The following is a 24,391-nucleotide window of genomic DNA, read 5'->3' as shown; positions in this document are numbered from 1 at the left end:
TAGGAAGTCGGCTAGCTTAGAGAAGGAAAAGTGCGCCAGCGACGGCGCAAACAAACGTAAGGACACCATGAGCGCAACCAGTTTCCGAAGCCCCGCGAGGGCGAACAAGAAGAATGGTCACGGCCCGGGCGCCTTCCTCATCACGCTGGCGGTGCTGGCGGCGATCGTGATTGTGCTGGGGATTGTGGCCGGGATTTACACGCAGGTGTCCTGGTTTAATCAACTGGGCGCCGTCCGCGTGTTCTGGACCCAGTGGGGGTGGAGCATCGCACTGGGTGCCATCGGCATTGTGCTGGTAACGCTGGTCACCTGGTGGGGCCTGCGGCTGGGTCGGCGCGGGGCGCGGGCAGGCGCACCGGATGCCGGTGCGGGTGTGCGTGTGGCAATCACCCACCACCCGTTCCTCATGAACTGGGGCGTGCCCCTGGTGGCGGGTGTGCTGTTCGGCACTCCGCTCTCCGGTAATTGGCAGACCTTCGTGACCTGGTTCTACCGGACCCCGTTTGGCACCGAGGATCCGCAGTTCGGTAAGGACATCTCCTTCTACGTATTCTCACTGCCGGCACTGCAGGCGCTGCTCTCCTTTGTAATGACGCTCCTTATCCTCTCCGCGCTCGCGGCGGTGGCCTCCCACATGGTGTGGGGCGGGATTGAGCGTAGCGGTTCCACGGTGCACCTCTCGAAGCGGGCGCGCATGGATTTCGGCGTGTATGCCGCGCTGCTTTCCCTGGTGGCGGCCGGGTACTTCTGGCTGCGTCGCTATGAAATGCTGCTCTCCGATAACGCCAATTTCTCCGGCGCATCATATGCGGACATTAAGGCCTCGCTCCCCGGCATCACCGTGCTGGCGATTGCGTGCATATTCATTGCGGCACTGTTTATCGTCTCCGCGATCCGCGGTTCCTGGCGTCTGGCAATGACGGGTGTGGCCGTGCTGGTGGTGGCCGCGCTGGTGGTGAGTTGGGCGTGGCCGGCGCTGGTCCAGCAGTTCCGGGTTACCCCGAACGCCATCGAAACCGAATCGCCCTACATTCAGCGCAATATTGACGCCACCCGTACGGCGTACGGCCTGGACAACGTGGAAACGATTCCCTATAACGCGAACACTACGGCGGAGGCCGGTGCGCTGCGCGGGGATGCGGAATCCACCGCCCAGATCCGGCTGCTGGATCCGAATATTGTCTCTCCCACGTTCTCGCAGCTGCAGCAGAACAAGCAGTTCTACAAGTTCGCGCAGGATCTTACGGTGGACCGCTACAACCTGGACGGGAAGGACCGCGACACGGTGATTGCCGTGCGCGAACTCAACCTGGACGGCCTGGGTGCGAACCAGCGCTCCTGGGTGAACGATCACACGGTCTACACCCATGGCTACGGCGTGGTGGCGGCCTACGGCAACACCACGGATTCGGGCGGGGCGCCGGCCTTCTATGAAAAGGGCATCCCCTCTACCGGGCTGCTGGGCGGATATGAGCCGCGCGTGTACTTCGGCCAGGAATCACCCACCTACTCGATTGTGGGGGCGCCGGAATCGCGCGACCCGTGGGAGCTGGACTACCCGGATGACGGTGCGCCGTCGGGCCAGCGTTACTCCACCTATGACGGCGACGGCGGTCCCTCCATCGGAAACCTGTTCGAGCGCCTCATGTACGCGATTAATTTCCGTTCCACGGACATCTTCTTCTCGGACCGTGTCACCTCCGAATCCCAGATCCTCTTTGACCGGGATCCGCACGTGCGCGCCCAGAAGGTGGCCCCCTACCTGACGCTGGATTCGAAGGCATACCCGGCCGTGGTGGATACGGATGGCGATCCGAAAACCCCCAAGCGCCTGGTGTGGATTATCGATGGCTACACCACGTCCAACTCCTATCCGTATTCGGCCCGGCAGTCCCTGGACACGGCCACGACCGATACGCAGACGGCCACTGATCCCTACCAGCAGGACAATGAGCAGGTCAATTACATCCGTAATTCCGTCAAGGTAACCGTGGATGCCTACGACGGCAAGGTCACCCTCTACCAGTGGGATGCGAAGGATCCGGTGCTCAAGGCCTGGTCCAAGGTGTTCCCGGGCTCGCTGACGCCGGTCTCGGAGATGTCCGGTGATCTCATGGCGCATGTGCGCTACCCGGAGGATCTGTTCAAGGTGCAGCGGTCCCTGCTCACCAAGTACCACGTGACCGATGCGGCGTCGTTCTACTCGGGTGGCGATTTCTGGGCGGTCCCCAACGAGCCCACCGCGGCCACCAATGAGCAGGGCACGGATCAGGCCTCTGTGGCCACTCCGCAACCGCCCTACTATCTGACGCTCCAGATGCCGGGTCAGGAATCCGCGGAGTTTTCCCTGTCCACCAGCTTCATTCCGGGCGGGCAGACGAACCGCAATATCATGACGGGCTTCCTGGCGGTGGACTCGAATGCGGGAAGTGCCGCGGGGAAGGTGCGCGAGGGGTACGGAAAACTGCGACTCCTTGAGCTGCCGCGTGATCTTACGGTGCCCGGACCTGGCCAGGCACAGAACAATTTCGTCTCCAACCAGCGCGTGTCCACGGCTATTAACCTGCTGCGTCAGGGCGGCACCACAGTGAACATGGGTAACCTGCTTACGCTCCCGGTGGGTGGAGGCATGCTCTATGTGCAGCCGGTGTACGTGCAGGCCTCCCAGGGCACCACCTTCCCGCTCATGCAGTACGTGCTGACCGCGTTCGGTACGGATGAGACCATCGGGTTTGCACCCACGCTGGAGGAGGCGCTCAACCAGACCTTCGGTGGTAATTCGGGTGCCACAGCCGGCGACGCCAACGTGGAGGGGCAGAAGGAGGATCCAGTTACCTCCGGTACGACGCCGAGTAGTGGCGCAACTGCCTCGCCCAGTAGTGAGGCGACGGCTTCGGCTAGTGCGGAGGCGTCGGCCAGCCCGAGTGCGGCGGCGCCCAGTACGACGCCGAGCGCGGGTGCGTCCGGGAACGCTTCCGATGCGCAAACGCGGTTGGATACCGCGCTGCAGTCCATGCGCGATGCGAACGACGCGGCTGATGCGGCCATGAAGAAGGGCGACTGGGTGGCGCTCGGCGAGGCACAGCAGAAGCTGAGCACCGCGCTGAACGACGCGCTGGCGGCGCAGGACGAACTGAAGAAGTAACGCGGAAATAGCGCGGGAAGGAGCGCGTGAGAATAGCGCGGCGGAGCGCTGCGCGGCGTGCTCTGAAGAGGCGCGGGAGAATAGCGCCGGAAGTGGCGCAGGAAAATAGCGCGGCGGGTGGAGAGCCGCTGCGAGGACGTGGCCACGTGGGCAACCACGTGGCCACATTTCTATGTGCTCTCAGGAGCGGAATGCGTGGCGCGGCCATAGCGTCCATTTGGCCGGAATATCTCATTGGTGGAGCCGGAAATTGGCCGGAATTCGGGCACTGAGAGCCGAAGTATGGAGCGGCGGAAGTGCGGATAGCTGGCAGTGTCGAGGGGCGGTGGCGCGGATAGGTGGCAGTGCCGAGGCCCTAGGAGCGAGGAGGAGCTGGGAGTGCGGAGGCTTGGGAGTACGGAGTGCCCGGAAGTGCCGAGACCCTGGCAATGCGGAGCGCTTGGAAATTGGCCGAGCGTTGACGTGTGATGTCCACTAGGCGGACAACTCTGCGGCGAGGCGGCGCAGGCAGGCGACGATGGGGTATTGGGCGACAGGCCAGGCCGGTCCCGCGCGGAGCTGGGCCGCATGGGTGAGGCACTCACGAAAGGAATGACAATGCGCTTACTACAGCGATGGTCTACGGCGCGGATCATTCTCATAGCGTTTACGTTTAGCGAATTTGGTAGCACCATGGCCGGGTTCGCGCTGCCAATTGTGTACATTGCTCAGACGCACAATCTGGCCGGTGCGGGTCTCCTGGCCGGGGTGGGTGCGGCCGCCATGTTCGTGGGAAACCTGGTGGGCGGCCTCATCGCGGATGCCCGCTCGAAGAGAGTGTTCCTGTTCGTGTTCGGGTGTGCTGATCCGGTTTTTGAGATTGCTCTTGTGTTGCTCATTGTGCGGGGTGCGTTCGCGCCGGCGGTGTGGGCGCCACTGATTGCGCTCATGTTCTTCTGTAACGCGGCGGAGGGGAGCATTGAATCCACATCGCTCCGGCTGGTGGTGGACGAGGCAGAACTGGCCGCAATCATGGGGCTGCGCCAAACTCGTGCCTACCTGTGCACGTTCCTTGGTCCGGTAGCCGGCGGCGTGCTGGCGTCAATCAACCCGGCTCTGCCGTTCGGGGTGACCGCCGTGACGGGCGTTATAGGCATGCTCATTCTGCTTCCTGTCCGCCGCGAGGAGCGGCTGGCAAGAATTGAGGGCTCGGCGGAATCGAAGGTGGACGCAATTTTGGGTGGGTTGAGCGATATGCGGCATAGCCGAGTTCTGCTGGTGGCCGCGCTGATCTTCTTCTTTGTTCCCTTCGCGCTCAATGGTGTGCTTGATGTGTTTACTTTTGGACTGGCCAACGCGGAGGTGGCGCCGTGGTTGATTTCGAGCCTTCCGGTGGCCGTGGGCCTGGGTGGTATTGCGGGGTCCATTGTGGTGCCGATTGTGCTGAAGAAGTACCCGCTGCGCGCCGGGCATTCCACTCTTGTGGTGATGGCGGCTATTGCTGTGCTTTGCGTACTCATGGTGGTGATACCGGCCTGGGCGGTGCGCCTGGTGCTTGTGGCGCTGATTGCTGCGCTTGCGCCCCTGGCGAATCCGCTGTTTTCCTTTGTCATGGCCTACGTGCCGCCGGAGCGGCAGGGGCGTGATATTTCGCTGATCTCTGCACTGAATCTATTGCCGGGCGTGGTGACGGGGCCGGTGGCGGCCGCGCTGCTGCCGAGTATGGGTGCGGGAACGATTCTTGTACTTGCCGCCCCGATGCTTATTTCGGTGGTGTTGCTTCTTGTGACGCCGGCGCTTCGCAACATTCCGCCGACGGACGAGTGGGCCGGTTACATTGCTGGCTTGCGTGGAAAGGGTGGCGTGGGTGAACAAGGCGGCATGAGTGAAAGGGATGACGTGTGAGGAACGGTCCGCGAGGCGATGCAGGACACAGGGGGTTGACGGATTCTGTAGTGACCCTTAGAGTAGACGGGTCGCCGCGGGGTGGAGCAGTTCGGTAGCTCGCCGGGCTCATAACCCGGAGGTCGTTGGTTCAAATCCAGCCCCCGCCACTACAGTGCTGGCCTTGGAAGTTTCGGCTTCTGAGGCCAGCTTTTTCTTTGCCGTCTCCAATGCCCGAGTGGTGTCACCGCTCCACGGATATACCGTGACGCCTTGGACTACTACACTTGCCGAAGTGCTTGAGTGAGTCCGTCCGTCGTTACTGTCCATGTGCCCCATTACAGAAAGGAGCATCGGGATGGAATACACCGCAGCAACCGGTGAACACTTTACCGACGAGGATATTGAGCGTTGGGCGGCCGACGCTGAATCAGGCTTCCCCGACTCGACTGTCGAGTGGGTTCCGGGACGCCCGTGGGGAAAGCAAACCGAACCTATGGTGGTGAAAACGATTCGCATCCCGGCAGCCCTTTGGCATCGCATCGAGCAGCAGGCAAGTAAACGCGGCGTGACCGTGTCCGAGGTGGTATGCGAAAAACTTCGCGCCTAACCTTCCCACATCTTGGGGTGAGAAAGGTTGATGGTAGGTGGCATGGCGGCCCCGGGCCGAGAGCAGTACCTGGGCCTACTTGCGGCCGAACGCGAAAGAATCCGCACCCACTACCATGACTGGGCCACTCATGTATAAGCATTTCGGGAAGACGATCAATGATGTCCAAAAGCAGGTTTATACGGCCTGTAAAGAGGGGGGGTGGCGAGGCTGCTGAGGCGGCTCATTGCGAATGCGAAAAACGGGCAGACTCTCCCCTTCGTTTCGTAGCGAGCAGCTCATGCCGAGGGGCTTAGCTGTAGGACGAATAGTGCCTACTTGAAGTTCTAAGACCGATAGTGTGCTCAGATATTTCGTGTGGGCGCACTTGCGTCGCGAAGGCGGATCCGCGCATCAGCTCGCGCCGCGACGACGTCGTCGTGTGTGACAACGAGTAGTGCGCAGTCCGCATTCTCTATGGCATGGAAAATGGCTTCGACGACGGAGTCTCGGGCTGCGGGGTCAAGCGCACCTGTGGGTTCGTCGGCCAGAATGAGTTGTGGGTGAACGATAAGAGCGCGGGCAAGGGCTGTGCGTTGACGCTCTCCGCCTGACAGATCGCGCGCAAGCCGGCTGGGTTCAATCCCCAACTGTGAGAGAAGCGTGGCCGCCTCATCGCTAGCCTGTCGATCGTGCGGGTCACGTAAGAGCCGTGGAAGCGCGACGTTCTCCTGGGCGGTGTATTGTGAGAGGAGTTCACCGCCCTGGAAAATCGTGCCGACCTTTTGCGACCGGAGCTTCGCGAGGCTGGAAAAAGAGAGCGTGTGCACGTTCGTGCCGCCAATGCTGACAGTTCCCGACACTGGTGCAAGCATTCCGAGAATAGTGGCGATGAGTGTGGACTTGCCGACGCCTGATCGGCCTGTGATAGCGACAGACTCGTGCGGGCCGAGCGAGATGTTGAGGGGTTCGAATAGCGGGCGATCGTATCCGCACACGAGGTCAGAAACATTGAGGAGAGGAGTCATGAGTAGTCCCAATCTTTACCGGGTAGCCAGGCGGATCCGTCGCGACCAATAGCGTGGGCCGCGTAGAACGCCTGTCCCATAATGACAGCGCAGAGGACGCCGAGTGCGGTGAAGACGTATGTGGCGGGCGGGGACGCCCACCCCGCCACCGACATCGCGCTCAAAATTAGAGTGCAGGTTCCGATGCTGATCAGCCCGGCTAGGACTCCGGCCATAGCGTGGCGCTCAGCAACCATGGCAGCGAGTTCGCGCGTCCTACCATGTAGGGCCGCGAGCGGGGCGATTTCGTGGGCTTCAGCGTCCTGGGCTTGAACAGCACCGGGCACTACCGCGGCGAAGCCGATAAGCAAGGCCACTATCAGGATAAAAAGGATCCAGGACGCATGCTGCGACTCAATCGCGTCGAGCATTCGTGCGGATTCGCCTGCCGGCTCCACCAGGGTGAGGAGTGGGGCATTCACGTCGAGTGATCTGAGAGCTTCCCGCTCTGCCTGGGCCTCACCGGCGGATGAGATCGAGGGATCAAGCACATAGATCGTAGCTCGTGATACACCCGGGAGCTCCCGCACCGATACCGGATCCTGTGCAAGTACGGTTCCAAACGATTCGTCGAAGGATCGGGCAAGCTCCGGGGTACTGTAGAGCACCAGGTTATCGGTGCCCCCTTCGGGTGTGACGACGATGGCCGCGGTAGGAGCCGTACCGTGAATGGATGTTACTGCTTGCCTCAGTGAGGATTCGGCGTCCGCATCGGAGGACACGAATTCCACCTGGCTTATTCGAGCATCATCGACGTGTAGCTCGAAGCTCGAGGAATTCATGACGCCATAGAAGGATATGAGCACGCCTCCCACGAGAACGAACACGCCAACCAGCGACGACAGCTGCGTCATCCGCAGCGAGTTCCGCGACGTCCATGACCACGCGACTCTCCGAAGCCCCGAACCTGAACGCGTTGCCAGCCGAGACGCGACCCACCGCACCACCATCGCGACCCCAAACGGCAAACCAATCACCGCGGCAAGGAGAGTGAGCGGGATCCATACGTCGAGTACGGTGTCGGGGACGGAACTCATCCTCACAAGTAGCAGGAGACCAGCAGAGGCAAGGCTCCCCACAAAGGCCGCCTCCCCGGCGCGAACGCTATGAGACGTAAGCAGTCGACGGCGGTGATACTTCCGCGTATTCCTGTAGTAGTGAACGCTTGGCCACGCCAAGAATACGCACAGCGTAAGTAGCACAAGCAGTGTCCCGATGAGCCCAGTTGGCAAGGTAGAACGAATAACAACTGGGTGAAGCCTGAAATGAGTGATCGGCAATGATACCGACGTGGCGCAGGCAACGGCATATAGGACCAGGGCAATACCTCCGCCAACCGTGACAGGTGGCGCACACCGCCGCAAGAGATAGCGCTCAAGATGACGCCGGTCGGCACCAACGAGTTCCAGTCGAAACATCGTTGCGGCGAAAACTCGGCGCTCCACCCTCCGTACATACAGTGCTAGTGCAAGCGCGGGAAGCCCTATTCCGCCCACAAGAGCAAGAATGAGAAGTTCCCCATTACCCTCATAGGTGACAGTCCCAAACGCAGCCCCTGGTGTGCCCCACCCAGACGCATAGTAGACACCGCTACTCGCATCCTCGGCAAGCTTCGCAAAACCGCTCGTATCTCGCGGCACGACATACGCAAGATTCTCTCCATCGAGAGCCTGCGAACGATCGATCACCGAATCGATGGGCCCGAACTGTGATTTCACATAATCCGCTTCCGCTTCGAGCGAATCGGAGACTGCGACGTGACCAGCCTTGGGCCAGGATGCCAGTCCGGGAGGGGGAGGCGTCTTAGAGGTCAGCGGTTCAGCATAGAGAACAGTTACCAACTCACCCGCGTGGGCCGTTTCGTCAATCCGGAACACAACAGAGGCGCCCTTCTGTGTGTCCACATAAGACGGTCCTCGATCAGTTGCGAGTGCCGAGCGGTAATCCAGCTCAGCACTCGCAACAATGCAGGCAAGAACAGAGATGACAGAAACCGCGCTAAGAATGACTAACAGAATTCGTAAACGGTTCAATGCCATTTGCTGCCCCCGTCAGTGAACCCATTTTCAGTCTTGGTCAGCGATGTGACGTTGCACGGTAGAAGCACCTCCGCGTTGAAATATTGAATATAGCGGCCCTCGTTGCGGTGGCTACCAATCGGAGCCGCTGAGCCGAGGGGTGTCGCGCGGGTCGTACGTCTCGTTGCAGACTAGCTATGTTTAATGAGCCAGGCTTGGAGAACGTCCATATTCTCCCCAAACGCAGTAGCAAGATCAATGTTGTATCTGTAGGCGAGGATAATGATGGCCCAGAGACAGTCGGCAAGCTCGTGGCCCAGTTTCTTCTCGTGGTCGTCGATGTTGCGTACGCCTTCGGCGGCCTGCACTAGCTTTGCGAGGTCTCCGACATCGCCCATAAGGCCAAGAACGAGTTCTTCGTCCGTCCATGTTCGGCCGTAGTGGCTCTGCTCGAATTCTTCGTAGTGGTGGCGGATTTCGAGTGCTCGGGTCTCCATGTCGTGAAAGTCCATGCTTGCAAGCGTATGGTCACGAGAATCTGGTTACTTGGGTCTTCTGAAGCCGTGCGGTGTAGGCAAGAGTACAGAGGATAAGCTGCGGGCATCCGAGCCGGCCGGCGAGGATGCCCTCTTGAACCTTGTCAAGATGCACCCAGGCGGTTTCAATCTCTGCTTCTTCGTCCTCGCGTGTGAAATGGGATTGGGCGGGATGCACGTCCGTCGCAAGGAAGCATGTCATGCGTTTGGACGTAGCTCCAGGTGAGGGTAGAAGGTCACGAGATGCTCGAAGTGGTCGGCGGTGAGGTCTGTTTCCTCTTCGAGTTCCCGGCGTGCAGCTTGCTCGGGTGACTCACCTGAGATATCGAGCATGCCAGCCGGTATCTCCCACAACATTGAACGCACTGGATGACGATACTGGCGGATAAGGAGTGCCTCGGGATTGGACGTTTCCCCGCGAACCGCAAGGATGCCGACGGAGTCATGGCGCTGGAGCCACTCGCGTTGTACCGGACCTGTTTCCCCAGAGAACTCAACTGTGTCGACGAACATGTTGGATATGGCGCCCTGGTACACCTCCGCACGGTCGGTGACCTGAACATGGCGTAACTCGGGCACGTCTTTGAGGTAATGAGGCATGTCGACTGGCCTTTCCATCTGAAAATTGAAGTTCTCCGAGCCTACTCGTCGCAGCATTTCAATAACGAACGTTCCAAGTTCCCGGGACCGGTCACGATGGCGATTCTCTGTGCGAGCCAAACGGTGCGTATAGGAGGGGAAGGCTGAGTTCCCTGGATGTGAGTGCTGAAGCTTCGTCTCATGCGAGGTTGAGCCACAGCCGAGCATCGTGGGCCATCCTGGGCAAGCGAGTCTCAAACTATGCATCGCTTGAAGAAGTCAGGATAGCACCGACGACGCCCTAGGACCTTGGTGCCTCGCCTTCTCGGCGAGCGACGTCATGCCCTCTACGCCCAACTGGGGAGTTTATGTATGAAAGGTTGATCGCGTGGGAGCAACGTGAAAGCCCAGGAGTGGCGCCTGAGCCTAGTGACCAGACGATGCGCGCGTTGCCTAGCGTCTTCAACATCGCGAGAACCTTGCGGAGGGTCTTTCATCGTCTCGACGTTCCAGCGTGCGCGATTAGTGCGCACCTATGATTATTGTGCCGCGACAATGATCATTTCTTATCCACCGAGGCGGACGGGGAACTGACGGCAGGTGAGATTCATACGAAGGTGTGCTGGTTGCTCGGGTTCTAGAGTGCGAGAACTCGGGTTCTAGGGCGCGATAATTGGAGAAGCAGGGGCTGGTGACAACGGGGAGGGCGGGTTGTCGATTGGGATATGAAACGGAAGTCGTTGGTTGGCTTAGAGAAAGTATTGCGGCGGCCCATGGTGTTCCTTCGTGCGCTAGCTTACAGGAGAGAGGCCTGGTGGCTCTCTCGGGAGGTCGGAACAACTATGTCTTCCGATTTAATGGTGACCCGGATGCTGTGTGTATCAAAATCTATGCCTCTTCAGATGGAACCGGACTGCTCCAGGAATGGACTGCGTTACATGCCGTTGCTGGCACCAGAATAGCTCCCGTTCCAATTCGGCGGTATACCGAAGACTGGTTGCCTGCGATCGTTATGTCCTAGATTCCGGGTGAAGCCCTCAACGAGCTGGAGCTTCCATTGAGTATCCTCAGCCAGATGGTGGAAGCGGACGAGATAATTCAGTCTTGTACCCTCCCGCGTCCTCTGTCATATATAAGCCGTGGGCATGGACTAGCGAACATGCTTAGACGAGTTCTGATGATATGGCCGAAGGAACTTGCCCGAGAGCCAGATCCCTTTTCGCAAGAACTTCTCAAAAGGGTACGAAGGTGGGAAGGATCGAACATCCGGGAGTTGCTACACCATCGGGGGAAGCGGGTGCTTTCGCATGGCGACGGGAATGCTCTCAATTGGCATTCTGTTGGCGTGGGCGCACTTTGGTGCGTTGATTTTGAATTCGCCGGGTGGAGCTACCCTGAGTTTGATGCGGCCGAGATTGTGGAGCATTTCAGTATGCGTCGTAACTCTGAGGCTTTGCGATCTATATACCGTGAGAGGTTTTCTCGTGACGCCGCATCCATACGTTTTTTCGAAGTATGCTGCGAACTTGTCGCGATCCGCTGGTTGGCTGTCTTATGGCGTCATCGTGTTGAGCGAAGTGAGGACTATAACGCCCAGCTACGTAGAGCCTTGAAGATTCTTTAGAAATAAGTATGGGCTCCTTTAATCTGACGAGGAAGCCCGATGTTCTGCTGGTTACCGATGCACAAACCACCGGTTGGACGGAGGTTCATCCGTTTTTGTCGTCGAAGTACGTGGATTACAAGGGCTCTGGAACACTGATCTGGGCGATGGTTGAAACGGGCTCCACGCTCGATACGATGCAAGATATTCGGTTTAAGAGTCACTTTGGTAATAGTGTGGGTATTTTCGGAGAGGGGAGATGACCTCCGAAATCACGGCATCGAAGAAAGCTAGCCGAATACTAGGTTCTCGCGAATCGCCTGGTACCGTAAACAAGAAATTATAGTCTGAGTAGGATGATCCTCGGCGTCTTTTACTGTGTTAAGGAGAACGAGAATGCGGACGACGGCGAGTTGGGAGTGGTATCGCGAAGACTGGGAAGATGTTCGACAGCTTACCTAGACCGTTGACTCAGGGGCGTCAGATACGCTGCGGCTTGTGACGCCAAATGGCGCTCATCTGAGCGTTAGTTCGCGGACAAACTTCGGGCAAGTACCCGAAACCGAGTTTCAAAGTACGCTTCTGTGGCTTTATTCAGCCGACTATCTTGCCATTGAAAGTCGACGGCGAGGAAGTGCGGTGTGGGCGAATGATATCTATGCAGCCCTTGCTGGGTATCTCCTCTCGCAGAACGGTCAGGACCGACTTGAGGAACTTACCTCCTGTGATCATCTGGCTGCGGAGCTTCAGAAGTCAACGCTTTGCCTGCTGTCGTATCCTGACTTTGGCCCTCGCCAACAGGCACGTGACCTATTGGAATCTATTGTTAAGTGGGCGCTGAAGCCTGGATCAGTAAGAACCAATAACCATGGCTTAATGCTCGCCGAGGCGACGCTGTATTCGCTGGCGGCATTTGACTTTGCGACGAACAGTGTTGTCGCAGAGCTGGAAGAAAAGTTATTCACTATTATTGATGCCGCCTTTGACGAAACTGGGCTGTGCGTAGAGAACAGTCCCGCATACCATATGTTTCATATTAGGTTGCTGCGGCGCATTCTTTCGTCGGGTAAGTCTGATCTTTCGCCTCTGCATGGAATTGCACCGCGCATAGGAGGACTTTTAGCAAAGGTGTGTTCCACGTGGCCTGACTGTACATTGCTAAAAGAGCCTATATTACGTTCAATCGTGTCTTGGTTATTCATGTAAAACGCGCGAATGTATCGATGTTTCTTCGCAGTTCAATGTCTTCTTGAGCGCAGCTGCCCGAGCTCTTCACCCACGACAAGCATGGTAAATGTCTTAGTCGTACTGGGTTTATACGCATCCGTGTCTATGTCTCTTTATAGCCCCCGTAACCGGGCCTTACGTCGTGTGACCTGTGTCTTTTGAGGACTCGTTGCTGAGCGTGGACAACCGCCTGAAGGACGGGAGCACAATAGTAAGAGCGGCTGGAATCGCCGCCAGTATTGCAACGAGCGTCAATGTTGCCCACACGCCGATTACGTCAAAGAGTATTCCACCGAGTAATGCTCCGAGAGGCATGAGAATCATTCCCGGGACACCGGAAGCTGCGACGACACTCCCGATTCGATCATCAGGCGTCACTGCCATGGTGTAGCCGCCTAGGGCGGCATTGAACGCGGGCAGGCCTAGGCCGCCGATACACGAAATGAGTGAACTTAGGGGTAAGGAAGAATATGTGAGGCTGATTCCGGTAAATGCGACCGCGAGTGTTGCGAGACTGGAGATACCTAGTCTCGCAATCGACCACCGATCAGCAATGCGTCCGGCGATCGGAGCTCCGAGTAGAACGCCAACTCCCATGGAGGCGCTATAGATGCCGATCTCCAGCGGGGAACGCCCTGTGCTCTCGTAATATGCAATCATCGCTAATGGCTGCATTGCTAATGGAAGGTTGATGAGCGCGGCAATGCCGACGATGGATCGAAGTCCTCTGTTACGCCATACCAGCCGGAACCCTGCCAATACTGATGTAAAAAAGGATGTTGACTGTCGGGTAGCTTCCTTGCCGGATGTTGCCACGCGGGGGCAGACTGCGGTGGCAATAAAGTGAAGTGACGCCTGTATGATGAGGGTGAGTGCCATATTTATACCGAACAATGCACCCCCGATTGGCCCGCCTAACAGGTTCGCAGTAGCTTCCCGGCCCTGCATTACTGAATTTGCAGCGCCGTATTCAGTCACGGGGACTACTCGTTGGACAAGAGCATGCTCACTCGGCGCAGAGAGCGACGCGCATGCACTTGAAATTGCCAGGAGAGTCGCTAGTAGGCCAATGGAGAGGGAGTCGCCGATCAGTGCCACAGCTATGACTGTCCACGACAGCGCCTGCATGAGCGAACTTATCCTCAGTATTCCGGACGCGTCCCGACGATCGACGATAGCTCCACTCAGAAGCTGACTTAGTATTCCGGTCGCGGTGTATATAAAGACAACTCCTCCCGCAGCTGTCGCTGAACCGCCCTGGGCTAGAACCAGCAAGGGAATCACAACGTACGCCATCGCCTGGGATAGTTCATTCGTAAATGTTGTTACCGTGAGGCGCCGAAATACTGTGTTTCTAAGAATATGTCTAGCCGACATGATTATTTCACATTCAGTCAATCCTGCTTTGATTCGTGCAAGCGCTTATTACATCGGCCATCGTGGGATGAACGTACAGCGATTAACCGCAGGCCCGTTGTAATGACATTCAATCCATGTCTTCCGCGTAACTAGCGCGGCATCTGATTCGTCGATCGGGAAATCTTTGTTTTCCATGGTGTGCCTCCTCGGTGTACCGCTGTGGCAAATCCCAATCGGTCGGAGGATCTAGAAAGTTCCAGATCAAGGTGAGAGTTAAGTTACACGAATAGTGCCAGCTTGTGTCAAGCCAAATCTAAAAGCCCCATTGTTTTGCTGAGGTGCACAGAGCTCCTTGAAACGATGGGCGGTTGGTTGCACGGTTCCGGACATAAATGCTTGCCACGGTCATTCTTGATCCGTGGCGTTAGTCTCCGCGACTCATAATCCGTCGAGCTTGCTGTATAAACCACTTGACCACAACACGAGGTTCGAATTGGAGCTGAGAGGCATGAGGGGATCGGCAAGGACTCGACTCGGCGTCTAGATGGTATTTGTGGAAGTCTAGGACGCTTCAAAACGACAAAAACGGTCGGGCCCGCGACCGGTTGCCTGGAACAAGCCAGTACCCATTCGGTGCTATTCCGGATTTCGGACCACGCCCCACGGGTAGAGGAACCCTATGAGACGATGGGTCACGTGAAGATCATTGCTGTAGTTCCCGGAGATTTCATTCTGTAGCTCGGCCGCGCGGTGCGTGCTACAGACGCTAGTGCGTGAGTAGCACGGAGTCCGCATGGAGCGCCAGACCACTGTCGGTTTGCCGCTACTCGGGTGTGCGCTCGGTCCTGCGTACATACGCGTCCACGCGCTCGATTTGACACAGCTCTTCAGAAGGACGCGCGCTTTTACCGCTGCTGATTACTGGTAAAAGCGAGATCTCCCACTACGAATGGAAATACCTCCATGCAAGCATTCTCAGCTACAGCTCTATTCCAACAAAACTCAAACTACCGGGCATGGTTCGCTGGAGACACCAGTGCCGAAATTGGTAGCCAACTAACGTCTCTAGCGTTCACACTTCTGGCATATGGAGTGACCCGGGATCTTGTTCAAGCCGGGCTGGTTGGAGCGGTATTAGCCGCGGCAAGATTTCTCGTTATTCTTCCGGGCGGCCACGTGATCGACCGATTCGAAAAAACCCAACTGATGCGAATTTACGCGGCATCAATGATGGGAATCATGGCCCTCCTGGCTGGTTTCATTCTGTTCCAGGCGCTCTCGTTTACCTGGCTACTTGTTTTCGCTGTCCTGATTGGACTGGTCAACGGAACATTCGGTGGACTCACGAATGCCATGCTTCCGTTCCTCCTCCAGGACGAGGATCTAACGGATGCGCTTGCGCTCAACGAAACACGTGACTCGGTGATCAGTGTTGCCGCTTCGCCACTGGGAGGGGTCCTCTTCGGCATTCATCCAGTGATCCCATTCGTGACGGACATTGCCGCATACTTCGGGCTCTTCTGTGCATCCACTCGAATCCACCTTCGCGGACAGGAGGACCCGCGCGCCACTCTCAGCTCCGACGCAAGTGAAGATTCAACGCTAGGGAACCAATGCGGTAACGGCGCATCCGAATCTACCGGAAAGCCGGATAATCGCGTGCCGCGGTGGAGAGAACTCTTTGGCGGACTGACGTGGCTGGCTCACAATCATGACGTACTCGCCGTGCTAGTCATGCTGACACTCTCGAACTTCGGGAATTTCCTCATGATTAGTAGCACGGAGCTCAAAGTTCAGTCCGACGGCAATCCGGGCTGGGTGCTGGGAGTGATATTTTCCTGTTTCTCGGCGGGGATGATTCTAGGCGGCCTTCTCACGCCCACAATCCAGCGAGTACTCTCCCGGCGCGCGCTTACGCTCCTCACGTTCGCCTGGGAGTCGCTCGGCATGATCGCTATGTCCATGGCTAGCGCCTGGCTTGGTATTGCGGTATGCCTCCTGCTCCTCACCATCCCGGTTATCGCAATGAATTCCGTTCTCGGCTCGTATCAGATGACCCGGACTCCTGACAGCCTGCAGGGACGTGTTGGCACTGCGTTCATGTTTGTTATAGGTACTGACCCTATCCTGGGCGGCTCGTTGTCAGGTGTGCTGCTCGCGTCAATCGGGTGGGGCTGGACGATGCTCATCTGCTGCAGCTTCAACGTACTTGCGGCGGGCGTGGCCTTCCTGGAGTTTCATCCCGGAGACCCGGCGGAGGGTGTATCCGAGGTGTAGGCCGGGACGGGTAGGACTGATTGCGCGTTTCCTTTATCCAGTTTGCGCGAGACTGATTACATCTACGTGGTGGATCACGGCAGCATAGTCGGGGAACCTATTCCGCGTTGATCTCGCGGAAGGGAAGCTGATTCGAGACACTGTTGAGGAGTCAAGATGAAGGTCTCATGGAAACGCGTGTTGATTGCGGGGCTGATTGTTATCGCCGTGGCGCTCGCGGTAACGATCGCGGTGTCGATTATTAATGCGGGGTCTCCGCTGCGTGTGGCCTCAGATACATGGGATGTAACGTTCCCGGATGGCGCGCAGGTTGAATCCAGTGCGTCCGAGTCCTCACCGATGGGTGATGGCTACCGGTATGTGGCCGTATCGGTGCCGAAAGATTCCGACAGTGCAGCAACCATCCTGGATCCTGCGCAGTTTTCCGCGGGGCACCCCAGTGCTCAAGAACAGGAAACCATCCGCGGGGTGCTCACCACCCTTCAGATCGACGGGGCGGACGCGCGCGAAGCCGCGGCTGGCAACGCGCACTTCTCCTACCGATCCGTACATTCCGAGGCCGGTGACCTCGTGGTTGCCCGCAGCTCCGCCACCGGCATGTTCTATCTGTTCGAGTTCATGATCTAGCACCGCACGCGCTCGGGCTCGCACCCCGGACGGTGCCACTCGCTCCCGCGCCTCGCGCTGAAACGCCCCGTACGACGTCGTCCGTGCAGCAGCGTCCCAGTCAAGCCCTCCGCGTGGCGTTGTTTTTAGAATGTCCAGCGCCAGCCGGAGCCGGTGACGCCCCAGGGGTTGTAGATGAGGTAGCCGTGGGTGAGGTTGGTGTCGAGGACTACTTTCCCGGTGACGTGTTCGCCGGGGTTGATGAATGGGGTGATGCGCTGCCCGGTGGGGTAGCAGCCGTAAGCGCTGACCGTGTTGACGTTGTCCTGTAGTACACCGTTGGTGTCGGCGATGTACCAGGCGTCTGTGTCGAGGGTGAGGAAGGGCTGATCCTCCCCGGTGGTGTGGTGCGTGTAGGTGGTGGCCATGGTCGCATCGATATCCGCGACCAGGAAATGCCCGTTTTCCGAGGTATGGGTGGTGCCGTCGGCAAGGCGAGAAGCACAGGTGGTGGGGAAGGAAATCCCGGTGAGGGTGAGGCCGAACTGGGAGGCGCCCTCCGAATCCACGAGCCCGACCTGCTGGCCGATGGTCGCGTCCACGTCGCCGGTGGGGGCGGTGGGGATACCGGTGGCCGACGCCGAAGCGTCCGGCGTCCCTTCGCTTCCGATGGTCGCGTCTCCAGTGGTAGCCGTGGTGGGTGCGGCGGAGGCGACCGGGAGCGGGGTGGGTTCGGCGTCGCCGGCTGCGCTGGTGGAGCAGGCGGCAAGTGCAAGGAGTGGGATGACTGCGAGGAAGCGAGTGGTGTTCTTCATGGGTGTTCCTTATTTAGTAGCGGGCGAAATCGCCGGAGGGGACGCGGGTGCCGTTTTGCCGCACCTGGGCTTGCCGCCACGGGGTGGCCACATACACGTAGGCGTTACCGAGGTTGGTGGGGTGGAGTTCGCGGATGTAGTTCATGGAGGAGGGTTTCCCGCCGGGCACATAGCCTTCCCACCGGTCCATGCGGGATACCTGGTAGTTATAGGTGGCGTTGGAGAAGTAGAGGTTCTCCCCGGTCAGACCGCCTTTGCCGGGCATTGCCCAGGGCCAGGCCCGGTAGAAGGGATGCTTGGTGACCCACAGGTCTAGGTCTAGGGCGCGGGCCGTACGCTTCGCAGCGTAGGTGCCCGACACAATGTAGTAGGCCTGTTCGCCGGTCCGGAGCGTCCCGTACACCATGACCGGGGTGCGGTACGCCGGGGCGGCCGGGGTCACGTAGCCGCGGAACACGCCTGGCGTGTCTGTCCCGTTCCCGTCCCAGTCACCTACCAGGGCGTGGTCCTTGGCGCGCCCGTAGACGATGACCTGCTGGGCCGGACCTCCGGCGAGATCGTTACGGATATGCCACGCGTTCCCGCGTCGCACGGTGAGGGTGTCCTTGCCGTTCCCGTCCCAGTCACCCACGAGGATCTCGTCGCCGGGCTTGCCGTAGGCGAAGACGCGGTCGGCTTGGCCGCCGGCCAGGGAGTTTTTCACGTAGAACAGGTTCCCGCGTCGCACGGTGAGGGTGTCCTTGCCGTTCCCGTCCCAGTCACCCACGAAGACTTCATCACCGGTTTTACCGTAAGCGGTGACGTGGTCAGCTTGGCCGCCGGCGAGAGAGTTTTTGAAGTGGTAGATGTTGCCGCGGCGGACTGCGAGCGTGTCCGTATTATTCCCATCCCAGTCGCCAATAATCGGGGCGTCCGTGGTACGCCCGTAGGCAAAGGTATGGGCGGGAGTGCCGCCGCTATTTGCTTCGCGGAGGTAGTACATGTTGGAGCGGTGAACACCGATCGTGTCCGTCCCGTCCCCGTTCCAGTCACCGCTCACGGGCGTGTCCGTGGGCCGGCCAAACACGAACCCAATATCCGCCTTGCCACCCTGCCACGAATTATTTAAATAAAACAGGCACGAATCCGTACTCGTGCAGGACACAGCCGCATGAGCAGCGGCCGGCGCCAAGGTCAGTGGTAGCGCTAGAAGAAAAGCAAGTATGCCGATGAGGCCGTATTCCCGTCGCTTTGTCATGACCGAGGTACCTTTCCGTGGACGGTGCATATAGCACACTGTACTGATGGTCAGCTTAATTTTCTGAGGATAAACCGTGGTCCGGTGTGCTTGGTCTGACAAGTATGCGCCGAACATAGGCCCTAATACCGGACCGATAGCGGAAGGCTGTCCTGCGCGCGGGTTCGCTTGATGCCGTGCAGGTGGCTCCAAGCATGCCGTTGGGCTATCCCGCGCGTGCAGGCTCGCTGCCATGCGATATGGATATGGCTGGCCAATCCGTCCGGGCGGTTGCCCAACCCGTCCACGGCGTAATTGCATGGGCGTCGAAAGTGCGGGAAAGGGGATGAAATATCCTCGATAATGCGGAAAAAATAACGGATAGTAATCGCAGAATCGTGCTACTAGGATGGGGACTCATCATGTCCACGCGTGACCTCACGCAGTAAACGGAGGCGGTATGAAAATCAAGCGGCTGATAACGGCGCTTCTAGCGGTTCTACTTGCGGGCACCGTGACCGCGTGCGCGGGGGAGGCGGGGCAGGCGGCGTCGTCCACGAACGCGACGTCGTCCACTAGCGCGGCCGGGGCCACCCGGACCGTAGAGGACGGCAACGGGAACCCGGTAGAGATTCCCGCGCAGGTCACCAGGGTGGCGCCCGCGATCGGCGCATTTGCAGAGCTGACGCAGATTGTGGCGGGAGACCAGCCCGTCATCACCGCGGCGCAGGATGCTCAGATCAATGGTGCCTTCCGCAAATTCCTCCCGGCCTACGAAAAGTCCAACCCAAAGGGCTACGCGGTGGATAACGTGGAGGACCTGGTGGCCTCGGGCACGCAGGTAGTGTTCGGGCCGGAGTCGGTGATCTCCGCGGATCAGCAAGCGCAGCTCAAGGCGGCCGGTATTTCCTTTGTACCTATTAATAAGATGGGTACGGTAAAGGACCTGGCGAATGCGGCTATCATCATCGGCAATATTCTGGGTGGCCAGGCCCCCGAGCGGGCGCAGCAGTTCGCGGACTACTGGAAGGGACAGCTGGATCAGGCAACGAAGGCCACCGCCTCCCTCACCGACCGGCAATCCATCATGGTGGTGGCCTACCAGGAGGGCGCATACGCCACCACGAATAAATCGGATATTAGCCAGGAGTACTTTGAGGCGGCCGGCCTCACCAATGCGGCCGCGGATATACCCGGCAGCGGGAAAACCGTGTCCATTAATACGGAGAAGATCGTCCAGCTGAACCCGGACTGGATTTTGGCCTCGGACCCTGCCTCAAAAAAGGCCGTAGAGGCGGATCCGGCGCTTTCGCAACTGGATGCGGTACGTGCGGGCCACGTGCTGGTCACCCCGTACGGCGCCTACCTGTGGCGGGTGCGCTCCGGCGAGGGTGCCCTCATGCCCATGTGGCTGGTGGCGGAGATCTATCCGGAGGCCGTGGGTAGCTATGACAAGATTGCGGCCGTCAAGGACTTCTGGGAGCGGTGGTACGGCTACACGCTGTCCGATGATGAGGCCGCGCAGATCTTTGTCGGTCAGCAGGTGAAGCAGGCGGCAAAGTAGTGGAGGCGCAGGCCGGGGCCGACGCCGAACCGGAGAGCCGTCGCCTGCCTTCCACCCGCCGTCGCGAGCGGCTGGTGTTCTTGGCGTGCGTGGCGGTGTGGGTGGCGGCCCTGCTGCTCTCGTTTTCGACCGGGCACTATGCGATGACGCCCGGTGAGGTGTGGCATGCGTTGAGGCAGCTGGTGGCCGGTCAGGCCGGCTCACCCGCACCCACCATCCTGCTGCAGGTGCGTTTGCCGCGCATCATTCTGGCCACGCTGGTGGGGGCGGGCCTGGCGGTGTCCGGCGCCGCCTACCAGGGCCTATTCCGCAACCCCCTGGTGAGTCCGGACATTCTGGGTGTTTCAGCGGGTGCCTGCGTCGGTGCCGTGATCGGCATCTTCTTCCACATGTCCACGGGCGTCACCCAGGTGCTGGCATTCCTAGCCGGCCTGGTGGCCATCGCCATTGTCACCGGCATTAGCCGCGCGGTGGCGGGCGGGAGCGGACGCCTCCTGGTGCTGGTGCTCTCCGGCGTAGTGGTGACGGCCGTGTTCCAGGCCATCATCACGCTGCTCAAGTATTTTGCGGATACCGACGACCAGCTTCCGGCCATCACCTACTGGCTCATGGGCTCATTCGCCCGCAGCTCGGACTATCGGACGCTCGGCGTGGTGGCGCTCATCATGGTGGCGGCGATGGTGCCGCTGCTGGCCGTGCGGTGGCAACTCAACGTGGTGAGCTTTGGCGAGGAGCAGGCCCGCTCCCTCGGCGTCAACGTAACGGCCGTCAAGTGGACGGTCATCTTCTGCGCCACGCTGCTCACCTCCGTGTCCGTGGCACTGTGCGGCGTGGTGGGATGGGTGGGCCTGGTTATCCCGCACCTGGTGCGCGTGGCAGGCGGCGCGAATTTCCGTGGCCTGCTGCCCAATTCTTTCGTAGCCGGGGCCGCCTTCATGGTGCTGGCGGACGCCTTCGCGCGCAACGCCCCCACGGAGCTGCCAATTTCAGTGCTCACCGCGCTGGTGGGTGCTCCCGTATTCCTGTGGATGCTCTACGCATCCAGGCGGGAGCTCGCATGAGTATTGAAATTCAAGATCTCGCCGTTGGCTACCACCACGGCGCGCCCGTCGCCTCCGGTATCACCTTCACCGTCCACCCCGGCGAGCTTGTGTGCCTCCTCGGCCCCAACGGCGTCGGAAAAACTACGCTTTTTCGTACCGTACTGGGGAGCCTGCCCGCGCTGGGCGGCGCTATCACCGTTGACGGTACCCCGGCGCGCCACCTCTCCACCCGTGCCTTCGCGCGCCGCGTGGCTTACGTGCCGCAGGATCGGCGTGCCCCCTTCGCGTTCACCGTGCGGGACGCGGTGGTGATGGGCCGGATGGTGCACATGGGACGCGGATCCCAGCCCTCCGCGGAGGATTACCGCCTCGCCGACGCCGCGCTCACCCGGTTGGGTGTAAGCGCCCTGCGAGACCGTGTCCTCACCCAGCTGTCAGGTGGAGAATGGCAGATGGTCCTTATTGCTCGCGCGCTTGCCCAATCCTCCCGCTATCTGCTACTGGACGAGCCCACCTCCGCGCTCGACTACGGTAACCAGGTGCGCGTACTGCGGGCCCTGCGCAGTCTCGCCGCCGAGGGCAAGGGCATCCTCATGACCACGCACAACCCCAACCATCTGCTGGCCCTTGATGCCCGCGGTGTCCTCCTCAAGCCCGGTCACCGCGTGGTGGTCGGCAGCGCGCGCGAGGTCGTCACCCCCGCGCACCTGGAGGAGGCCTACGGTGTGCGCGTGGCGATGACCAGTGTGATGGGTCCCGGCGGCCGCACCATTCTCTCCTGCACCCCCGTGGTGTAGCGCGCCCTGGCACGACGCCGCCGTGCTTGCGTCCGGTGTGAGATACCTACGCCGTAGACGGGCCGGTGCTCTACCACCAGGAGAGCTTGGCGATATTCTCCTGGACGTGCTGGCAGGAAGCTGCGAACGCCGTCGCCTCACCGGGATCCAGCTCCGGCGTAAATACGCGCTCCACGCCGTTCTTGCCCACAATGCAGGGCAGTGAAATGAAGTGCCCGCTTTGTCCGTACTGGCCGGTGAGAAGCGTGGAGCAGGGGAGAAGCGTCTTCGTGTCATAGACGATCGCGCGCAGTAGCGTGACGGCCGCGTTGGAAACGGAGTATTCGGTACAGTGCTTTCCGGCCATCGTCACGTATCCACCACCGCGGGCCGCATCCTCCAGCGCGGGGCGATCAAAGGTGGTGACGCCGGCCGCCTCAATCTCCGCCGCGGTAAGGGCGCCGAAGCGCGCATGGCTCCACAGCGCGAACTGGCTAGCACCGTGTTCGCCGAGCATGTAGGCGGTGATGGAATCAGGGTCAAAACCGGTGGCGGCGGCCAGCGCGTGCTGGAAGCGCGCCGAATCAAGCGCGGTGCCGCTTCCGACGATGCGTGCGGGATCAAAACCGCCCAGGTGCCACAGTGCGGTGGCCACCACGTCGCAAGGATTGGAGATGGTGAGCCACACGCCGTCGAACCCGGCCTGGGCGATGCGCGCGGCGAAGGTGCGCGCCGCATCCGTGGTGGCAAACAGTTCGCCGTCACGGCTCTCCGCGGCCTTCTCAATGAAGCCGGCGGCGTTGACAATAATGTCGCATTCGGCCAGCGCCTCGTAGCGATCACCCACCGAGCACACGCGAGCACTGTGGGGATAGAACGCCATGGCGTCCTGAAGATCATTGGTCTCCGCGGCTAGTTTGTCCGCCCGCACGTCGCAGAGGTACAGCTCGGCGGCCAGCCCCTGCCACAGCACCGCATTGGCCACGTGTGCCCCCACGTGACCCAGCCCAATAATGCCGATTTTTGGCGCAACAGCCATGTCCATTCCTTTCCTCCTATGCGCTCGCGGGCTGCGAGTGGTTTCACGGTACGGCGTTTGAGTAGTGGCGTCAGAAATAGGTCCACATGGCGGCCATCGGGGCGGTAGTCCTCTAGCACCACCGAGTGCCATCCGTGCGGTGAAAGAATGGCCCGGTGAGCCGCACGCTGATTCTGCTTCGTCATGGCGAGAGCATATGGAGTGCCCAGAACCGTTTCACGGGCTGGGTGGATGTTCCGCTATCCCGGCGAGGCTTCCAGCAATCGCGCCGTGCGGGGCAACTGCTACGGGAGGCGGGCGTACTCCCGGACGTTGTGTTTACCTCGCTGCTGCGGCGCGCCACGGAGACAGCGGATGTCGCCCTCGATGAGGCCGGGCGGCTATGGATCCCGGTGGAGCGATCCTGGCGTCTCAATGAACGCCACTACGGGGCACTGCAGGGGAAGAATAAGGAGGATATTCGCCGAGAATTCGGGGAGGAGCGGTTCTTCACGTGGCGACGCTCCTACTCCGTGCGGCCACCGGTCATTGAGTCCGGTTCTCCCTTCGATCCTTCACATGATGCCCGCTACGCGGGTGAGCATGTACCGCGCTCCGAGGCTCTGGTCGATGTGTATGATCGCGAGATTCCGTACTGGCATACGAGCATTGAGCCGCGTCTCCGTGCGGGCCGCCGTGTGCTGATCGTTGGTCACGGCAATTCGCTTCGCGCACTCCTCAAGTACATCGATCGCATCTCCGATAGGGATATTCGTTCCGTGAACGTTCCCACCGGGGTGCCGCTGGTATTCACGCTCGACGACGCCACGCTTCGTCCCCAGTCCGTCACGTTTCTGGGGGATGAGGTTCCGGACTCGGGGCTGGAGTAGACGCCGGCATTGACGTGGCTGTCCGCTTTTATCGAGGGGAGTGAGCGCCTAGACGTGATCGCCGTTGAATGAAAGGTTGCGAGCGACGGGTAAGCGGTGGAGAGATCATCCCGTTCCGAGACGGTGACACGCCGGTCGTGGCCGCGTTTCGAGACGCGCCGGATAGCTTCACCACAGAGAACGAGGTGTTTTGGCGTCAG

19 protein-coding genes and 1 tRNA gene are annotated in these 24,391 nt (G+C 59.9%); 12 read left to right on the top strand and 8 right to left on the bottom strand.

Going from position 1 to position 24,391, the window contains the following annotated elements; translation table 11 throughout:
* The first annotated feature begins 67 nt into the window (after positions 1-67).
* The 4 genes from EIH27_RS05000 (at position 68) to EIH27_RS04985 (ending at position 5,618) form a co-directional block, all read left to right on the top strand.
* A complete protein-coding gene (locus tag EIH27_RS05000; protein ID WP_124039825.1) occupies positions 68-3,145 on the top strand; it encodes a UPF0182 family membrane protein in 3,078 nt (1,025 codons plus the stop codon).
* 597 nt (positions 3,146-3,742) lie between these two features.
* Positions 3,743-5,029, top strand: coding sequence for an MFS transporter (locus EIH27_RS04995; protein ID WP_164461606.1), 1,287 nt, complete (start codon positions 3,743-3,745; stop codon positions 5,027-5,029).
* A 75-nt stretch (positions 5,030-5,104) separates the two neighbouring features.
* Positions 5,105-5,178 (top strand) — tRNA-Met (locus EIH27_RS04990).
* Positions 5,179-5,366: 188 nt separating this feature from the next.
* The gene (locus tag EIH27_RS04985) at positions 5,367-5,618 is read left to right on the top strand and encodes a hypothetical protein (RefSeq protein WP_164461548.1); all 252 of its coding nucleotides are present in this window, start codon (positions 5,367-5,369) and stop codon (positions 5,616-5,618) included.
* A 344-nt stretch (positions 5,619-5,962) separates the two neighbouring features.
* Here EIH27_RS04985 and EIH27_RS04980 read toward each other — a convergent pair whose 3' ends face one another.
* The 4 genes from EIH27_RS04980 to EIH27_RS04965 all read right to left on the bottom strand — a co-directional run bounded on the left by EIH27_RS04980 (position 5,963) and on the right by EIH27_RS04965 (position 9,938).
* Positions 5,963-6,625, bottom strand: a complete 663-nt coding sequence (locus EIH27_RS04980) for an ABC transporter ATP-binding protein (RefSeq protein ID WP_124039822.1) — start codon at positions 6,623-6,625, stop codon at positions 5,963-5,965.
* Entirely contained in the window at positions 6,622-7,518 is an 897-nt protein-coding gene (locus EIH27_RS04975) for a hypothetical protein (protein WP_124039821.1), read from the bottom strand. Before EIH27_RS04975 ends, EIH27_RS04980 begins: the two co-directional genes overlap by 4 nt.
* Positions 7,519-8,873: 1,355 nt before the next feature.
* On the bottom strand, positions 8,874-9,194 hold the full coding sequence (locus tag EIH27_RS04970; RefSeq protein WP_124039820.1) for a nucleoside triphosphate pyrophosphohydrolase family protein: 321 nt from the start codon (positions 9,192-9,194) through the stop codon (positions 8,874-8,876).
* A 222-nt stretch (positions 9,195-9,416) separates the two neighbouring features.
* Complete coding sequence (locus tag EIH27_RS04965) at positions 9,417-9,938, bottom strand: NUDIX domain-containing protein (RefSeq protein ID WP_164461605.1); 522 nt, start codon at positions 9,936-9,938, stop codon at positions 9,417-9,419.
* 934 nt (positions 9,939-10,872) lie between these two features.
* Here EIH27_RS04965 and EIH27_RS08135 point away from each other — a divergent pair.
* The gene (locus tag EIH27_RS08135; protein WP_124039818.1) at positions 10,873-11,421 is read left to right on the top strand and encodes a phosphotransferase family protein; all 549 of its coding nucleotides are present in this window, start codon (positions 10,873-10,875) and stop codon (positions 11,419-11,421) included.
* Positions 11,422-12,039: 618 nt separating this feature from the next.
* Positions 12,040-12,606, top strand: coding sequence for a hypothetical protein (locus EIH27_RS04955; RefSeq protein WP_124039817.1), 567 nt, complete (start codon positions 12,040-12,042; stop codon positions 12,604-12,606).
* Positions 12,607-12,762: 156 nt separating this feature from the next.
* Here EIH27_RS04955 and EIH27_RS04950 read toward each other — a convergent pair whose 3' ends face one another.
* Complete coding sequence (locus tag EIH27_RS04950) at positions 12,763-14,004, bottom strand: MFS transporter (protein ID WP_241153003.1); 1,242 nt, start codon at positions 14,002-14,004, stop codon at positions 12,763-12,765.
* Positions 14,005-14,949: 945 nt separating this feature from the next.
* Between EIH27_RS04950 and EIH27_RS04945 the strand changes: the two genes are divergently transcribed.
* Positions 14,950-16,263: an MFS transporter gene (locus EIH27_RS04945; RefSeq protein ID WP_124039815.1), complete on the top strand. Its 1,314-nt coding sequence runs from the start codon at positions 14,950-14,952 to the stop codon at positions 16,261-16,263.
* Between the two features lie 156 nt (positions 16,264-16,419).
* The gene (locus EIH27_RS04940) at positions 16,420-16,890 is read left to right on the top strand and encodes a hypothetical protein (RefSeq protein ID WP_124039814.1); all 471 of its coding nucleotides are present in this window, start codon (positions 16,420-16,422) and stop codon (positions 16,888-16,890) included.
* A 125-nt stretch (positions 16,891-17,015) separates the two neighbouring features.
* Here the strand turns inward: EIH27_RS04940 and EIH27_RS04935 are convergent, their stop codons facing one another.
* Together EIH27_RS04935 and EIH27_RS04930 are read right to left on the bottom strand one after the other, a co-directional pair.
* Complete coding sequence (locus tag EIH27_RS04935; protein ID WP_124039813.1) at positions 17,016-17,684, bottom strand: hypothetical protein; 669 nt, start codon at positions 17,682-17,684, stop codon at positions 17,016-17,018.
* A 13-nt stretch (positions 17,685-17,697) separates the two neighbouring features.
* Positions 17,698-18,921 carry a gamma-glutamylcyclotransferase family protein gene (locus EIH27_RS04930; RefSeq protein WP_164461602.1) on the bottom strand — a complete coding sequence of 408 codons (1,224 nt, stop codon included), beginning with the start codon at positions 18,919-18,921 and terminating at the stop codon, positions 17,698-17,700.
* A 439-nt stretch (positions 18,922-19,360) separates the two neighbouring features.
* Here EIH27_RS04930 and EIH27_RS04925 point away from each other — a divergent pair, with 439 nt between their 5' ends.
* The 3 genes from EIH27_RS04925 to EIH27_RS04915 are packed head-to-tail and all read left to right on the top strand — an operon-like array spanning position 19,361 to position 22,304.
* Positions 19,361-20,464, top strand: coding sequence for an ABC transporter substrate-binding protein (locus tag EIH27_RS04925; protein WP_124039811.1), 1,104 nt, complete (start codon positions 19,361-19,363; stop codon positions 20,462-20,464).
* Entirely contained in the window at positions 20,464-21,525 is a 1,062-nt protein-coding gene (locus tag EIH27_RS04920) for a FecCD family ABC transporter permease (protein WP_206424883.1), read from the top strand. The genes EIH27_RS04925 and EIH27_RS04920 overlap by 1 nt, the downstream gene beginning before the upstream one ends.
* A complete protein-coding gene (locus EIH27_RS04915; RefSeq protein WP_124039810.1) occupies positions 21,522-22,304 on the top strand; it encodes an ABC transporter ATP-binding protein in 783 nt (260 codons plus the stop codon). Before EIH27_RS04920 ends, EIH27_RS04915 begins: the two co-directional genes overlap by 4 nt.
* A 70-nt stretch (positions 22,305-22,374) precedes the next feature.
* On the opposite strand, the gene EIH27_RS04910 is transcribed toward EIH27_RS04915, so the two are convergent.
* Positions 22,375-23,322, bottom strand: a complete 948-nt coding sequence (locus EIH27_RS04910) for a lactate/malate family dehydrogenase (protein WP_124039809.1) — start codon at positions 23,320-23,322, stop codon at positions 22,375-22,377.
* Between the two features lie 155 nt (positions 23,323-23,477).
* Between EIH27_RS04910 and EIH27_RS04905 the strand changes: the two genes are divergently transcribed.
* On the top strand, positions 23,478-24,191 hold the full coding sequence (locus tag EIH27_RS04905; RefSeq protein ID WP_124039808.1) for a 2,3-bisphosphoglycerate-dependent phosphoglycerate mutase: 714 nt from the start codon (positions 23,478-23,480) through the stop codon (positions 24,189-24,191).
* Positions 24,192-24,391: the final 200 nt, after the last annotated feature.

Source organism: Neoactinobaculum massilliense (assembly GCF_900604955.1).
Classification (GTDB): Bacteria; Actinomycetota; Actinomycetes; order Actinomycetales; family Actinomycetaceae; genus Neoactinobaculum; species Neoactinobaculum massilliense.
The sequence above is the reverse complement of the archived record's forward strand: the minus strand, read 5'-3'. Positions and strand labels throughout refer to the sequence as shown.

What these genes read in the sequence shown, in the direction of transcription:
- EIH27_RS05000 (WP_124039825.1), top strand. Translation starts at nt 68, where the DNA reads ATGAGCGCAACCAGTTTCCGAAGCCCCGCGAGGGCGAACAAGAAGAAT.
- EIH27_RS04970 (WP_124039820.1), bottom strand. Translation starts at nt 9,194, where the DNA reads ATGGACTTTCACGACATGGAGACCCGAGCACTCGAAATCCGCCACCAC.
- EIH27_RS04980 (WP_124039822.1), bottom strand. Translation starts at nt 6,625, where the DNA reads ATGACTCCTCTCCTCAATGTTTCTGACCTCGTGTGCGGATACGATCGC.
- EIH27_RS04950 (WP_241153003.1), bottom strand. Translation starts at nt 14,004, where the DNA reads ATGTCGGCTAGACATATTCTTAGAAACACAGTATTTCGGCGCCTCACG.
- EIH27_RS04940 (WP_124039814.1), top strand. Translation starts at nt 16,420, where the DNA reads ATGAAGGTCTCATGGAAACGCGTGTTGATTGCGGGGCTGATTGTTATC.
- EIH27_RS04995 (WP_164461606.1), top strand. Translation starts at nt 3,743, where the DNA reads ATGCGCTTACTACAGCGATGGTCTACGGCGCGGATCATTCTCATAGCG.
- EIH27_RS04945 (WP_124039815.1), top strand. Translation starts at nt 14,950, where the DNA reads ATGCAAGCATTCTCAGCTACAGCTCTATTCCAACAAAACTCAAACTAC.
- EIH27_RS04935 (WP_124039813.1), bottom strand. Translation starts at nt 17,684, where the DNA reads ATGAAGAACACCACTCGCTTCCTCGCAGTCATCCCACTCCTTGCACTT.
- EIH27_RS04975 (WP_124039821.1), bottom strand. Translation starts at nt 7,518, where the DNA reads ATGACGCAGCTGTCGTCGCTGGTTGGCGTGTTCGTTCTCGTGGGAGGC.
- EIH27_RS04910 (WP_124039809.1), bottom strand. Translation starts at nt 23,322, where the DNA reads ATGGCTGTTGCGCCAAAAATCGGCATTATTGGGCTGGGTCACGTGGGG.
- EIH27_RS08135 (WP_124039818.1), top strand. Translation starts at nt 10,873, where the DNA reads ATGGTGGAAGCGGACGAGATAATTCAGTCTTGTACCCTCCCGCGTCCT.
- EIH27_RS04925 (WP_124039811.1), top strand. Translation starts at nt 19,361, where the DNA reads ATGAAAATCAAGCGGCTGATAACGGCGCTTCTAGCGGTTCTACTTGCG.
- EIH27_RS04930 (WP_164461602.1), bottom strand. Translation starts at nt 18,921, where the DNA reads ATGACAAAGCGACGGGAATACGGCCTCATCGGCATACTTGCTTTTCTT.
- EIH27_RS04915 (WP_124039810.1), top strand. Translation starts at nt 21,522, where the DNA reads ATGAGTATTGAAATTCAAGATCTCGCCGTTGGCTACCACCACGGCGCG.
- EIH27_RS04985 (WP_164461548.1), top strand. Translation starts at nt 5,367, where the DNA reads ATGGAATACACCGCAGCAACCGGTGAACACTTTACCGACGAGGATATT.